This window comes from Candidatus Poriferisodalis sp. (assembly GCF_965208555.1).
Classification (GTDB): domain Bacteria; phylum Actinomycetota; class Acidimicrobiia; order Acidimicrobiales; family Poriferisodalaceae; genus Poriferisodalis.
On the sequence record NZ_OZ242342.1, the window covers coordinates 2,830,024 to 2,843,796 of the forward strand.

At 68.6% G+C, this 13,773-nt stretch carries 12 protein-coding genes and 1 pseudogene; 9 read left to right on the forward strand and 4 right to left on the reverse strand.

What is annotated here, in order from left to right; translation table 11 throughout:
- Positions 1 to 41: 41 nt before the first annotated feature.
- Positions 42 to 179, forward strand: a pseudogene (locus ACOGXE_RS13060) (translation initiation factor IF-2 N-terminal domain-containing protein); the annotation flags it as partial.
- A gap of 236 nt (positions 180 to 415) precedes the next feature.
- Here the strand turns inward: ACOGXE_RS13060 and ACOGXE_RS13065 are convergent.
- Positions 416 to 598 (reverse strand): hypothetical protein, encoded by a 183-nt coding sequence (locus ACOGXE_RS13065; protein WP_419933547.1) that lies wholly within the window; start codon positions 596 to 598, stop codon positions 416 to 418.
- A gap of 139 nt (positions 599 to 737) precedes the next feature.
- Here ACOGXE_RS13065 and infB point away from each other — a divergent pair, with 139 nt between their 5' ends.
- The 8 genes from infB to ACOGXE_RS13105 all read left to right on the forward strand — a co-directional run bounded on the left by infB (position 738) and on the right by ACOGXE_RS13105 (position 10,369).
- Positions 738 to 2,918, forward strand: a complete 2,181-nt coding sequence (infB, locus tag ACOGXE_RS13070; RefSeq protein WP_419933523.1) for a translation initiation factor IF-2 — start codon at positions 738 to 740, stop codon at positions 2,916 to 2,918.
- A gap of 15 nt (positions 2,919 to 2,933) precedes the next feature.
- A complete protein-coding gene (locus ACOGXE_RS13075; RefSeq protein ID WP_419931347.1) occupies positions 2,934 to 3,371 on the forward strand; it encodes a ribosome-binding factor A in 438 nt (145 codons plus the stop codon).
- Positions 3,371 to 4,234 carry a tRNA pseudouridine(55) synthase TruB gene (gene truB, locus ACOGXE_RS13080; RefSeq protein WP_419931348.1) on the forward strand — a complete coding sequence of 288 codons (864 nt, stop codon included), beginning with the start codon at positions 3,371 to 3,373 and terminating at the stop codon, positions 4,232 to 4,234. Before ACOGXE_RS13075 ends, truB begins: the two co-directional genes overlap by 1 nt.
- Positions 4,235 to 4,280: 46 nt before the next feature.
- Complete coding sequence (locus tag ACOGXE_RS13085; RefSeq protein WP_419931349.1) at positions 4,281 to 5,225, forward strand: bifunctional riboflavin kinase/FAD synthetase; 945 nt, start codon at positions 4,281 to 4,283, stop codon at positions 5,223 to 5,225.
- 173 nt (positions 5,226 to 5,398) lie between these two features.
- A complete protein-coding gene (gene rpsO, locus ACOGXE_RS13090) occupies positions 5,399 to 5,671 on the forward strand; it encodes a 30S ribosomal protein S15 (protein WP_419864161.1) in 273 nt (90 codons plus the stop codon).
- Between the two features lie 33 nt (positions 5,672 to 5,704).
- Positions 5,705 to 8,233 (forward strand): polyribonucleotide nucleotidyltransferase, encoded by a 2,529-nt coding sequence (locus tag ACOGXE_RS13095; RefSeq protein WP_419931350.1) that lies wholly within the window; start codon positions 5,705 to 5,707, stop codon positions 8,231 to 8,233.
- 132 nt (positions 8,234 to 8,365) lie between these two features.
- Positions 8,366 to 9,133 carry a 4-hydroxy-tetrahydrodipicolinate reductase gene (gene dapB, locus ACOGXE_RS13100; RefSeq protein ID WP_419931351.1) on the forward strand — a complete coding sequence of 256 codons (768 nt, stop codon included), beginning with the start codon at positions 8,366 to 8,368 and terminating at the stop codon, positions 9,131 to 9,133.
- A gap of 57 nt (positions 9,134 to 9,190) precedes the next feature.
- Complete coding sequence (locus tag ACOGXE_RS13105) at positions 9,191 to 10,369, forward strand: sulfite oxidase (protein WP_419931352.1); 1,179 nt, start codon at positions 9,191 to 9,193, stop codon at positions 10,367 to 10,369.
- A gap of 36 nt (positions 10,370 to 10,405) precedes the next feature.
- On the opposite strand, the gene ACOGXE_RS13110 is transcribed toward ACOGXE_RS13105, so the two are convergent.
- The 3 genes from ACOGXE_RS13110 to ACOGXE_RS13120 form a co-directional block, all read right to left on the reverse strand.
- Positions 10,406 to 12,058, reverse strand: a complete 1,653-nt coding sequence (locus ACOGXE_RS13110) for a ribonuclease J (protein ID WP_419931353.1) — start codon at positions 12,056 to 12,058, stop codon at positions 10,406 to 10,408.
- Positions 12,059 to 12,138: 80 nt separating this feature from the next.
- The gene (gene dapA / locus ACOGXE_RS13115) at positions 12,139 to 13,023 is read right to left on the reverse strand and encodes a 4-hydroxy-tetrahydrodipicolinate synthase (protein ID WP_419931354.1); all 885 of its coding nucleotides are present in this window, start codon (positions 13,021 to 13,023) and stop codon (positions 12,139 to 12,141) included.
- A 71-nt stretch (positions 13,024 to 13,094) separates the two neighbouring features.
- Positions 13,095 to 13,766 carry a transcriptional regulator gene (locus ACOGXE_RS13120; protein ID WP_419931355.1) on the reverse strand — a complete coding sequence of 224 codons (672 nt, stop codon included), beginning with the start codon at positions 13,764 to 13,766 and terminating at the stop codon, positions 13,095 to 13,097.
- Positions 13,767 to 13,773: the final 7 nt, after the last annotated feature.

Here is a 13,773-nt window from a genome sequence, read left to right on the forward strand (position 1 = left end):
CGCCGGGCGCCCCGTCAGCTCCCGACAGAAAGACCGACCGCTTGCCGAAGAAAGTCCGCGTTCACGAGCTCTCCAAAGAGCTGGGCATGACGCTCACCGAGGTGCTCGACGTATGCGAGTCGCTGGGCATCGGTGTGAAGACGCACTCGTCCAGCATGGAGGACGCTCAGGCTGACCGCGTGCGGCGCAAGGCTGCGCGGGAGGGGCTGATTCGTGACGAGCCTCCGCCTGAGGCCCGCAAGGCCCGCAAGGCTCCCGCGAAGTCCGCGGCGCCAGCCGAGCGTGCGACGAAGGGCGACGACTCCGCGGAGGCCCGGCAACCCCGACCGGCGACTCGTCCGGACCGCCCGGATCGCAAGGCGCCGGCCGAACCAGAACCGCCGGTGCAGCCTGCTCCCGCCTCGGAGGTTGTTCCTCAGGCTCCGCCAGTCGCGCCAGACCACGACCCACTGCCCCAGCCGGCGCCTCGGCCTGCTGCTGCGGAGTCGGCTCCGCCGAAGCCGCCCGACCTGCCGCCGCCCGGCACCGCACCGCCGCCGAGCACGCCGCCGTCGGCGGGTGCCCCGCCGCCGGTGCCACCGCCGCGGCGGCTCGTCACCTCGAGCGGTCAAGAGTCGGCACGGCCGATTCTGCCGCCGTCGGGACGGCCGGCGGAACGCGCCCCCGAAGCGCCCGCGCCCTCGCGGCCGGCGCCGGAAGACGGGCCCGGATCTGCGCTGCCGCCTCCTCGCTTGCCCATGCCGCCGAAGTCGGCCGACGGTCGTCCGATCCCGCCCCCGCCGGCGGCGCCCCGTTCGGGTTCCGGCAAGCCGATTCCGCCGCCGCCGGGTCCTCCCCGCACGTCTGCTCGCAGCGGCGGGCCGTACCGCTCGGGCCCTCCCGGCGGCTTCCGACGCTCCCCGGGAGGCGGCGATCGACCGCACGGAGGCGGGCCCGCTGGCGGGCGCGCTCACGCCGGGGCTCCGCCGCCCCCCGGCGGCCGTCCAGGCGGTCCGCCCGGCGGCGCTCGTCCGGGAGGGCCGCGAGGAGCACCACGAGGCGGTCCGCGAGGCAGACCGCGCCGGCGCCGGCGCCGCCAGCGCGAAGAACTGCAGCCCCAGCAGCTCACCGCCTACACGCCGGTCGACGCGCCCGTCCCGGAGGGCGAGATCGTCATCGAGCGGGGTTCGACAGCCCAAGATGTCGCTGCCCGGCTGAATCGATCGGCGGCCGACATCGTGCGCTTCCTGCTGCAGCAGGGTGAAATGGTGACGGCCACGCAGTCGCTCAGTGACGACATGATCGAGCTCTTCGCCGCGGAGCTGGGCGCTGAAGTACGCATCACCGAGCCCGGAGCGGAGCAGGAAGAGGAGCTGCTGCGGGCGCTGGAGGTCGATCTCGCCGACGATGGCGCTCAGATCCGGCCACCGGTGGTCACGGTGATGGGCCATGTCGACCATGGCAAGACGCTGCTGCTGGACCGCATCCGTTCCTCGAATGTCGTCGAGGGCGAGGCAGGTGGCATCACCCAGCACATCGGCGCGTACCAGACCACCCGGAGCGGTCAGCGGATCACATTCATCGACACGCCCGGTCACGAGGCCTTCACGGCGATGCGAGCCAGGGGAGCGCAGGCCACCGACGTCGTCGTGCTGGTCGTCGCGGCCGATGACGGTGTCATGCCCCAGACGGCCGAAGCCATTGACCACGCACGCGCCGCGGAGGTGCCGATCATCGTCGCCATCAACAAGATGGACCGGCCCGGTGCCGATGCCGACCGGGTGCGAGCCCAGTTGGCCGAACGGGGCTTGGTGCCCGAGTCCTACGGCGGCGACGTGATCACTGTTCCCATGTCGGCCATGACCGGCGATGGCATCGACGAATTGCTGGACCAGATTTTGCTCGTCGCCGAGCTCGAGGAGCTCAGCGCGCCTGCGTCCGGGCGTGCAGTCGGCATCGTGCTGGAAGCCCATCTCGACCGCGGCCGCGGGCCGGTGGCGACAGTGCTGGTCGAGCGCGGCACCCTGCGCATCGGCGAGCCGATGGTCGCGGGCGCGGCGTGGGGCCGCGTGCGCGCCATGACCGATGATCGCGGCGCTCCGCTCAACGAGGCGGGCCCGTCCATGCCCGTGGAGGTGCTCGGCCTCGGCGAGGTGGCGCGTTCGGGCGACCTGTTCGTCGTGGCTCCCGACGAGAAGACCGCAGGCAAGGTGGCCGAGACCCGCGAGCACTGGCAGCGCCAGGCCAGCCTGGCGGGCTCCGCCGGCGGAAGCGGCGGCGGAGCACGGCTGGAAGACATCTTCAAGCAGGTGCAGGCCGGCGAGACGGCCACTCTCAACCTGGTGCTCAAGGCCGATGTGCACGGCTCGCTCGAGGCGGTCACCGACAGCCTGCGCAAGCTCGAGCGCGAGGACGTCAAGCTCTCTTTCGTCAGCCGTGGTGTCGGCGGCATCAACGAGAACGATGTGCAGCTCGCCGCAGCATCGGAAGCCACGATCATCGGCTTCAACGTGCGTCCCGACCGCAATGCGCGGCAGGCAGCCGAGACCGAGGATGTCGAAGTCCGGCTCTACGAGATCATCTACGACCTCATCTCCGATGTGCAGAACGCCATGGTCGGCCTGCTCGAGCCGGAGTTCGAGGAAATCGTCGTGGGCGAGGCGCAAGTGCGGCAGGTCTTTCGCATCTCGGGCGTCGGACCCGTGGCCGGCTGCGTCGTCGAGCACGGCAATGTGCGCAGCGGCGCCAAGGTCAGGTTCCTGCGTGACGGCACGATCATCTGGAAGGGTTCGATCTCCTCGCTGCGGCACTTCCAAGACGATGTTGCCGAGGTGTCTGCGGGCATGGAGTGCGGTATCGGTCTCTCTGACTTCTCCGACTTGAAAGAAGGCGATGTGATCGAGACGTACACCGAACGCGAGATCGCCCGCGTCGCCTGACGGAGCTCCCGCACCATGGCACGTCGCCCCAACCGCCGGCGGCGCGCCATGCCGACTGCGCACAGGTACGAGCGGACTGATCGGGTCGCCCAACTCGTGCGCAGCGTCGTTGCCTCGGAGATGGAGCGGCTCGACGAGGCGTTCGAGGGCACGGTGATCACCGGCGTGGAGGTCGATCGCGAGCTGAGCGTTGCCGTCGTGTACTACGACGTGCGCGACGACGACGCCGCAGGCAGCGCGGCCGCAGCATTCGATGAGCACCATCACCGTCTCCAGCGAGCCCTGGGGGCGGGGACCAGCCTGAGACGCACGCCCACGCTTCGCTTCCGTCGCGATCAGGGGGCGGTCGCTGCCGAGCGAATCGAGGATCTGCTGGCCGGCTTGTCCGGCGAGCACCATGAGAGTGAGCTCGCTGACAACGCCGCTGAGCGGGACGAACCCGGCGAGCGCTGATGGCGCGACGCCGTCCCGCGACCGTCCACGGCACGGTCATTGTCGACAAGCCGGCCGGTCCCACGTCTCACGACGTCGTCACCATGCTGCGGCGCCGCTTCGGCGAGCGGCGCATCGGCCACGCGGGCACGCTCGATCCCTCTGCAACAGGCGTCTTGGTGGTCGGGATCGGCAATGCGACGCGCCTGCTGCGCTTCGCGACCGCGGGCCGCAAGAGCTATGAGTGCGAGATCGTGTTCGGGGTCGAGACCAGCACGCTCGATGCTGCCGGCGAGACGGTTGCGACCTGGTCCATGTCCCTGCGTCCGGCAGATGTCGCCGATCTTGCAAGAAGCTTCGTCGGCACCATCTTGCAGCTGCCGCCGATGGTGTCCGCGGTTCGCGTCGGGGGCCGCCGCTTGCACGAGATCGCCCGGTCGGGAGACGCTGCGGACCGTGTGCCGCGTGAGGTCGAGGTCTACCGGTTCGAGGTTGAGGCCACCGGAGATCCGCTGGTGTACCGGGCGTCGGTCGACTGTTCCGCCGGCACCTACGTGAGAACTCTGGGGGCTGACTTGGGAAGCGCCCTGGGCGGCGGAGCTCACATCCGATCGCTGCGGCGGACGCGCAGCGGCTCATTCTCGCTGACCGATGCCGGGCCTCCCGATCAGGCGGAGCTCTGGCCGCCCGCTGAGCTGGTACGCGATCTGCTGCAGATCCGCCTGTCCGGCGATGAGGCCGCCGTAGCTCGTCACGGCACTCACTTGGCCGATCTTCGCTATACGGGTTCTGGTCCCTGGGCGCTGTTCGATCCCGAGGGTCGGCTCGTCGCGGTGCACGAGCTCGTCGACGGGCGCCTGCGGGCGATGGTCCTGCCGATATAGCAAGCACGCCTGCTCACTGAGGTGCGGCCTGAGTAGCGTTGCTCGCATGGAGGTCATTCGCGACTTGGATTGGTGCCCGGTGCTCGAGCACGGCAGCGTCGTGACCGTGGGCGAATACGACGGCGTCCACCGGGGGCACCGAACCGTGATCTCTGAGATGCATCGCTTGGCGGCCGAGCGGGGCTGCTCGACTGCGGTCGTGACCTTCGACCGTCACCCGGCCACCGTTGTGCGGCCGGAATCCGCCCCACTGCTGCTGTGCGACCTCGACCACAAGCTGGAGCTGCTGGCCGAGACCGGCGTCGACTTCACGTTGGTGGTCACGTTCGACGAACGGCAGGCGGCTGTGCCCGCCGAGCAGTTCGCGCACGAGATACTCGTCAACTGCCTGTCTGCGCGGGCCATCGTGGTCGGCGCCGACTTCCATTTCGGCAAGGGACGCCGAGGCAACATCGAGACGTTGCGCCAGGTCGGCGCGGAGCACGGGTACGAGGTGGTCGGCCTCCCGTTGGTCAAGCAGATGACCGGCGATGGTGACGTCATCTCGTCCACGTCGATCCGCGAGGCGCTCGCCGCTGGCGACGTGGAGCGAGCACACCGGCTGCTTGGGCGGCCGTTCGAGGTGCGCGGTGTCGTCACGCTCGGTGATCGCCGCGGCCGCCAGATCGGGGTGCCCACTGCCAACCTGCCCACCACTCCCGACCTGCAGATACCCGCTGATGGTGTGTACGCGGCATGGTACGTGCGCCCCGACGGCGCCCAGTACCCAGCGGCGGTCAACATCGGCCGCCGGCCGACGTTCTACGACTTCGCCGAGCGTTCGCTGATCGAGGCGCACCTGATCGGCTTTCGCGGCGATCTCTACGACGAGACGGCCAAGGTTCGCTTCGTCCGCCGGCTGCGAGCCGAGCGACGCTTCGACGGCATCGAAGAGCTGAAGGCTCAGCTTCGCCGCGACATCGAAGATGCGGCGAAGTGCCTGCATACCTGAGGGGTCGCCGAGGATCCCGCTGGTAGCCTGCATGCCAGACAAGAGACAGAAAGCACGGCTGGGATGCCCGGCCGGTCGTCGCAGCGAGCTTCGCGACTGAATTCCCGGTTGCAAATGCAACCGGGATCGAGACAGCCGCTCGACGCCACAACAACAGGGAACACAACAACGGCATGAGTGCCAAGAGATCAAGTCCAGCGGCCTCGGTGATCGATGAGCATCGCCATTCGGAGGCCGACACCGGATCGCCCGAGGTGCAGGTCGCTCAGTTGAGCGCCCGGATTGAGCACCTCACCGAACACCTCCAGACCCACCACAAGGATCATCACAGCCGCCGAGGGCTGTTGAAGCTCGTCGGACGCAGGCGCAGGTTGCTCGACTACCTGAACGCCAACGACGTCGAGCGGTACCGGGCTTTGATCGCAAAGCTCGGCCTTCGGCGCTGACCACCGATCCCCACCCCCACAACAGGAGCAGACATGGCTGAAGCCATTTCGGTCACCGGTCCCATCGCGGGTACCGACAAGACCATCACTTTCGAGACCGGCGTGCTTGCCGGCCTCGCCAACGGGGCGGTCACGTCCCGCATCGGCGACACGCAAGTGCTCGTCACCGCAACTGCGTCGAGCCGCCCACGCGACGGCGCGTCGTTCTTCCCGCTCACCGTCGACATCGAGGAGCGCATGTACGCCGTGGGCCGGATCCCCGGTTCGTTCTTCCGGCGAGAGGGACGCGCATCCGACGATGCGATCCTGGTCTGCCGGCTGATCGACCGCCCGCTGCGGCCGAACTTCCCGGGCGACTACCGCCACGACACCCACATCGTGGGCACGATTCTGGGCGCGGACCACGTGAATCCGTATGACCTCGTGGCGCTGAACGGAGCGTCGGCGGCCCTGTGGCTGAGCGGCATCCCGTTCGAGTGCCCGATTGCCGGTGTGCGCATCGCCTACTCCACCGACGGCGAGTGGATCCCCTTCGCCACCCACGAAGAGTCCGACGCGGCCACGTTCGAGATGGTCGTGGCCGGTCGCCAGCTCGACAGCGGCGACATTGCCGTGATGATGGTGGAGGCCGGCGGTACCGAGAAGGCGTTCGAGTACTACGCCGAGGGCGCACCGAAGGTCACCGAGGACGTCCTCGCGAGCGGTCTCGAGGCCTCCAAGCAGTGGATCGACGACATCATCGAGCTGCAGAAATCGCTGCGCCGGCTGGTCGAGGAACAATCCGGCCCGATCACGGTGATGGAGTACACGTCCAGCAAGGACTATTCCGACGAGGTGCTGGACCGTGTGCGCGAGGTTGCTGCCGATCGCATGCGTGAGGTGATGGCAATCGCCGACAAGGCCGAGCGCGAGGCCGCACAGTCTGAGACCAGCAACGCCGTGATCGACGAAGTTGCTGCCGAGTTCGCCGATCTCGATGGTGCGAAGGATCAGATCCGTGAGGCCGTCAGGTCGCTGTCAAAAGAGATCGTGCGCGAGCGCATCGTGGCCGACGGCTTCCGTATTGATGGGCGTGCGACGGATGAAGTCCGGCCGCTCTCGTCGGTCGCGGGCTACCTCGGCCGCACCGCTCACGGCTCGGGCCTGTTCCAGCGCGGCGAGACCCAGGTGCTGAACGTCACCACCCTGGCCATGTCGCGGATGGAGCAGATCGTCGACACCCTGAATCCCCAGGACCGGCGCCGGTTCATGCACCACTACAACTTCCCGCCGTTCTCCACCGGTGAGGCCGGCTTCATGCGCGGACCCAAGCGGCGCGAGATCGGGCACGGCGCACTCGCTGAGCGGGCGATCTTCCCGGTCATCCCGTCGAAGGAGGCTTTCCCGTACGCGATCCGGTTGGTGTCGGACGTGCTCACCTCCAACGGGTCCACCTCGATGGGGTCGGTGTGCGCATCGTCCCTGTCGCTGATGGACGCCGGCGTGCCGATCGTGGATCACGTCGCCGGAGTGGCGATGGGCCTGGTGTACGCCGACGGCAAATACGTGACGCTCACCGACATCCTCGGCGCCGAAGACGCCTTCGGCGACATGGACTTCAAGGTCGCCGGCACCGAAGACGCCATCACTGCGCTGCAGCTCGACACGAAGATCGAAGGGATTCCCGCCGAGGTGCTGGCCCAGGCACTGCAGCAGGCCCGGCAGGCGCGCCTGCAGATCCTCGAGGTCATGCGTGCGGCGATCGCGGAGCCGAGGCCCGACGTGGGCGAGACGGCACCCAAGATCACCAGCTTCGAGATTCCGATCGACAAGATCGCCGAGGTCATCGGACCGCGGGGCAAGGTCATCAACTCCATCCAGGAGGAGACCGGTGCCGACATCAACGTGGACGACGACGGAACCGTCGGCACGGTGAGCATCGGCGCCACCGACCGTGAAGTGGTGGCGGAGGCCGAGCGTCAGATCCGGTTGATCGTCAACCCGCCGACGCCCGATGTGGGAGCCACCTACGAAGGACGTGTGGTCAACATCACCAAGTTCGGGGCGTTCGTGAACGTGCTGCCAGGCACTGACGGGCTGCTGCACATCTCCAAGCTGGGCGGCAGGCGGCGGCTGAACTCGGTCGAGGAAGTGCTCGAGCTCGGCGACGTGGTCAGCGTGATCGTCGAGGAGATCGATCCGAACGGCAAGATCAGCCTCTCGCCCGCTGACCCGACCCAGGTCGGCGGTTCCGAAGGCGACGCGGACGGGGCAGAAGACGATGGGCCCCCTCGGCGCGACCGCGACCGCGGCCGTGACCGGGACCGGGGCAGCAGCGGCAACGGCACACGCCGTTCTCGCACGCCGGTCGCCGCCGCAGTGCCGGCGGGCGGCGGAGCCGATGCATCGGCTGCCGATGGCGATGACGAGGGCGGCGCCGTATCGGCACCGAGCGGTACTGCCCGTGAGGACGTGTCGTTCGGCGAGCATTTCGAGCAGATCGCCAAGGACGTCTACGGCGACCTCGGGCCCGAGCTCGAGCAGTCCGGGCGGGGCTCAGGCCGCCGCCGCGGCCGCCGCTGAGCGAAGCGGCCCAGCAGGCCGACCCGCTCGGCTGCACATCCAGGTCTCCCCGGACGGGTTCCCGACTTCGATTCGATACGGGCCGCTCGGGCCCTTCGGGCGCTGCCGCTGCGCGCCACTAGCGTGACCGTCGTGAGAGTGCTGGTGTTCGGCGCGGGCGGACGGATGGGCGCCACGGTGTGCGAGGCCGTGACCGCCGACGATGACTTGCAATTGGCGGCTGGCGTTGACCCGGGCGCAGGCGGCCGGCGCGACGCCACCGGCAGCATTGACATCGTGGCGTCGGTCGCCGACGTCGACCCGGCTTCGGTCGACGTGGCTGTCGATTTCACGGTCGCTGCCGCTGCCCGCGAGAACCTGGCATGGTGCGCGGCGAACGGAGTGCATGCCGTTGTCGGCACCAGCGGCCTCGATCCCGACGACTACGAGCGGTGCCGGGCGGCGTTCACCTCCAGCAACTGCCTGATCGCGCCGAACTTCGCCATCGGCGCAGTGCTCATGATGCGCTTCGCCGAGCTGGCGGCGCCGTTCTTCCCAACCGCTGAGGTCATCGAGCTGCATCACGACAACAAGGTGGATGCGCCCTCCGGCACTGCAATGCAAACCGTTCGCGCGATGGCAGAGGCCTCAGATGACTGGGGGCCGGATCCCACCCGCGACGAGGTGGTGCCGGGCGCCCGGGGCGGCAAGGGGCCCGGCGGCATTCCCGTTCACTCCGTCCGGCTGCGGGGTCTCGTCGCGCACCAGCAGGTGCTGCTGGGCACCGCCGGTGAGACGCTCACCATCCGTCACGACAGCCTGGACCGGGTGTCGTTCATGCCGGGCGTGCTGCTGGCCTGCAAATCCATCGATGATTACCCCGGCGTCACGATCGGTCTCGATACCTACCTGCAGCTCTAGTCAGTGACCGGGGCCGCGCAACCTCGACCGTTGTGGGAATTCGCCCACGAGCGAGGGATGAGCCGCCGCCGATTCCTCTGGCTGCTGTCGGCGGGAGGGGCAGCCGCCGTGCTGGCCGCATGCACTGGGACGCGGATTCCGGCGGACGCTTCGACGTCGACTGCACTGGCTGTCGCGGAGGCGCCGTGGTTCAAGGACCCGGCACCGTTCATTGTCCACGGCACCAAGGGCCTTGAGTCCCGCCTCGAGAACCTGGATGGCGTGATCACGCCCCACCGGTACTTCTTTGTGCGGAACAACTCGGTCAGCCTGGACGTCGATCTCGACGGCTGGTCGCTGAGCATCGAAGGCGATGCCGTGGCGAGGCCCATGGCGCTGTCCTACGACGAGGTGACGGCGATGAAGAGCCGCACGCTCGAGGCCTACCTTGAGTGCGCCGGCAATCACCGGGCCATGTTCGACTTGGTGAACGGGCAGGCCGCGAAGGGCGACCAGTGGAAGACCGGGGCCGTGGGCAATGCCGATTGGACCGGCGTGCCGCTCGCCGATGTCCTGCGGGCCGCCGGCATCGACGAGGACGCCGTCAGCGTGCTGCTCATCGGCATGGACGTCGACTCGCCCGAGGCCGGCTTCCGCCGTGTGATCCCGGTCGAGGCGGCCATGCACCCCGACACGCTGCTCGTGCACGGGATGAATGGCGAGCCGCTGCCGCGTGACCACGGTTTCCCACTGCGTGCGCTGGTACCCGGCTGGGTGGGCAGCACGAGCATCAAGTGGCTGAGCCGCATCGTGATCTCGTCCAAACAGCAGTGGGCCCGCAACAACACCACGTCCTACGTCCTGATCGGTGATGACTACCCGCCCGAAGGCGAAGCCGTCGGGCAAGTGGTGACCACCCAGAGCATCAAGAGCGCTCTCGCGCTGCCGTGGCCCGCCGAGATCGACACCGGCACCCACCGCATCGGTGGCTACGCGCACTCGCCTGCGGGCCGGATCGCCGAGGTCGAATGGAGCGATGATGGAGGAGGGATGTGGCAGCGAGCGGAGCTGATCGGCCCGCAAGCACGGCTCGGATGGGTGCGCTTCGAGTTCGACTGGGAGGCGCCCGCTGGGATGCACACCGTGATGACCAGGGCCACCGATGTCACCGGCAATACCCAGCCCGACCAAGTGCCCTTCAATGAGAAGGGCTACCTCTTCAACCAACCCCTCCCGCACCCCATCCGCGCCACCTGACATAGGCAGGGCGCAGCGACGTCGGTGCGCGCGGGGTCAGTCGAGGGAGATGACGGCGGCGGAGATGGCGGGGCGCCGCTGCGTGCGGGTGCCCACGAAGCGGCCGGCGGCGCGGCGGATCACTCGCTCGATCTCGTCCGCGTCAGGGATGGCCCGTGACGGCTGGACGGCTCGCTCGACGGACTCAGCGATCTCGTCAGCCAGGGATTCGACCACATCGGCGTGCTTCGTCACGTCGAGCCAGCCGCGCGAGGCGATATCGGGCGGTGCTGCCAGACGGCCCTGCGCGTCCAGCACGACGGTCACGTGCACGAAGCCTGACGTGAGGGCGAGTCGTTCGCCGATGACCTCGGCGCCGGGGTCGTCGAGCGCGCCGTCCACGTAGTGATACGGCGCCGGGACGCCGGCGCGCACTTGGAGCTCGTTGCCCTTGAGCGTGATCTGGGCGCCGTCGGTCAGCGTCAGCACCCGCTTGGCCTTCATGCCCATCTCACGGGCAAGTCCGGCGTGCCGAGCCAGCATGTGGTACTCGCCCTCGATCGGCACGAACCACCGTGGGCGGCACGCCTGGTGCAGCTCGCGCAGCTCGTCGCGCTGGGCGTGCCCGGACGTGTGGACCTGCTCGTGCCCGTCGTGAATCACCTCGGCACCCTGTCGCGCCAGTCGCGACACCATGCGGAACACGGCTCGCTCGTTGCCCGGAATCGGATGACTCGACAGGATCACCGTGTCGATGAGGCCGACCTTCACGTCGGAATGGGTGCCGCTGGCAATCTGCGAGAGCGCCGCACCAAGCTCGCCTTGGCTGCCGGTGCACACGACACAGACGTCCCGAGGTTCAAGATTGCCGAGCTGCTCGACGCCGAATACCGCACGCTCCGGAACGTTCAGGACCCCCAGCTGGCGAGCGATGCGGAAGTTGTTCACCATCGAGCGACCTGCAGGGACCACAACGCGGCCTTCGTCGACGGCGGCGTCGCATACCTGCTGAACACGGTGCAGGTGGCTGGCGAAGCAGCTCACGATCAAGCGCCGGTCCGGGCGCTCGCTGAACAACCGCCGGAGCGTGGCACCGATCTCGGTCTCCGACGCGCTGCGCCCCGGGCGGTCGGCGTTGGTGGAATCGGCCATCAGCAGGGCGATGCCCTCGTCGCCCAGGCTGCGCAGCCGATCGAGGTCGGTCAGCCGGCCGTCCACCGGTGAGGGGTCGATCTTGAAGTCGCCCGTGTGCACAAGCGCGCCGACCGGCGTGTGCAGCACGATGCACAGGCTCTGGGGCACCGAGTGTGTGATCGGCAGTGCCTCGAGGTCGAACGGGCCGATCTTGCGGCGCTCGCCATCGCCGATCACGTGGAACGACGTGCGGTCGGCCAGGCGTGCTTCGGTCACCTTGTGCTCGCCGAGGGCCATGGACAGGGCCGACCCGTACAGGGGCACCTCGATGTTGCGCAAGAAGTGCGGCACACCGCCAAGGTGGTCCTCGTGGCCGTGAGTGACCACTAGTCCGACGACGTCGCGGGCGCGCGAGTTCAGCCAGCCCATGTCGGGCAGGACCTGGCGCACACCGGGCATCACCGCCGGGTCGGGGAACATCACCCCGAAGTCGATGACGAGCAGCTTGCCGTCCTGTTCCACAACGGTGCAGTTGCGCCCGACGTCGCCCAGTCCGCCGAGGAAGGTGACGGTCACCGGCTGCGATCGAGCACCGTCGGTTGAGGCCGTCGACTGTGTCGATGCGCCCCGCGCCGACGGGCGCCGCTTGCGCCGGCTCAAGTCTGCTTCAGTCGGGCGTAGACCTCGCGGGCGCGGTCCTCCAGGCCGTCGGGCGTCGGGCCCATGGGCAGGCGGGGTTCGCCGACCGGCAGGCCCAGCGTGCGCAGCATGGCCTTGGTCGGCACGGGATTGGGGGCCGCGTCGCCGGTCTCGAAGTCGTAGCTCTCGAGCAGGGTGGCGTTGATCTCCCGGGCCTTGGTGGTGTCGCCCGCTTCCCAGGCATCGAACAGCGCCACGTGCTCGGGAGCGCTCCAGTGGGCCGCGACGCTGATCACGCCGACGGCGCCGACGGCCAGCAGCGGCAGCGTGAAGCTGTCGTCGCCGCTGTACACCTCGAAGCCTGCTGGCGCCTCGGCAATGACCTTGGCAGTCTCGCCAGGGTTCGCCGCTGCGTCCTTCACCCCCACGATGTTGGGGATCTGCGCCAGCTCCAACAGCGTGGGCGTGTTGATCTTGCGTCCCGTGCGGATCGGGATGTCGTACATGATGATCGGCAGGTCGGTGCACTCGGCGACTGCGGCGAAGTGGGCTTTGATGCCGGCCTGCGAGGGGCGGTTGTAGTACGGCGTGACGGCCAGGATGCCGTCCACGCCGAGTTCGACGGCCTTGCGCGTCTGGCTCACCGAATGCGCTGTGTCGTTGGTGGTGGTGCCTGCCACGACAGGGACCGTGACCGCCTCCGCGACGGCGCGCCAGAGATCCCAGTCCTCCTCGTCGGTGATGGTGGGGGCCTCGCCGGTCGTGCCGGTGATCACGAGGCCTTCTGCGCCCTCGCCTACGAGCCAGCGGGCCAGCGTCACACCCGCATCCACATCCAGCGATCCATCCGCCGCAAAGGGCGTCACCATCGCCGGAACAACCCGTCCGAATCGAGCGCTCATACGTTGGAGACTACTGCTGCGCCCTCGGCCGACTGCAACTGATTTGGCGGGTCGTGGCGGCCCCTCGGGCCTCACACGCTGCCTTCGTCGGCCCGGTTGATGCCGAGCGTGGCCAGCAGGTCCTCGTGCAGCTCGAACCACACCGTGTGGTAGCTGGGCATCATCGGCTTGGTGAGATAGTCCAGATCGCCAGCCTGCAATCTGGTGAGCGCCTCAGCGAACCTGGGCGCATAGTTGTCGTAGCGAGCCATCACGCCGCAGAGCTGGTCGAGCACCCCGCCGAGTTCGCCGTGCAGCGTCTCCAGCCGGCTGATGATGGCGGCGTCGTAGTCAGGATCGGTGTGGTCGTTCAGCCGTCCGCCGTCGCCGGGGCCGTCGGCGTCGGGATGGTCTTCGGGCAGCACCTGCCAGTCGGTGCACAGCTGCAGCATCTTGGGGTTCAGCGCCAGGAAATCCCGGTAGGCCGCGGTGACCGCGTCACGAGTGCCAGCGGCATCCAATTCGGCAGCCAGGGCGGCCTCGCCGTCGTCGCGGCCGGTCGGCGTCAGGATGAATTTCGGCACACCGCCGACCTCGCGGAACATGCAGTGCCCGGCGGCGTCCAGCTCGGCCAGCAGCCACTCGGTCTCGTCGGGATCGAGCCCGTGGATCGCGGCCACGTCGTCGATCTCGCCGAGTCCCTTCAAACGCAGCGCCAGCCACACCAGCAGGCGCGGTTCCGAACGGTGGGAGGTGTCGCTCACGTTCGTC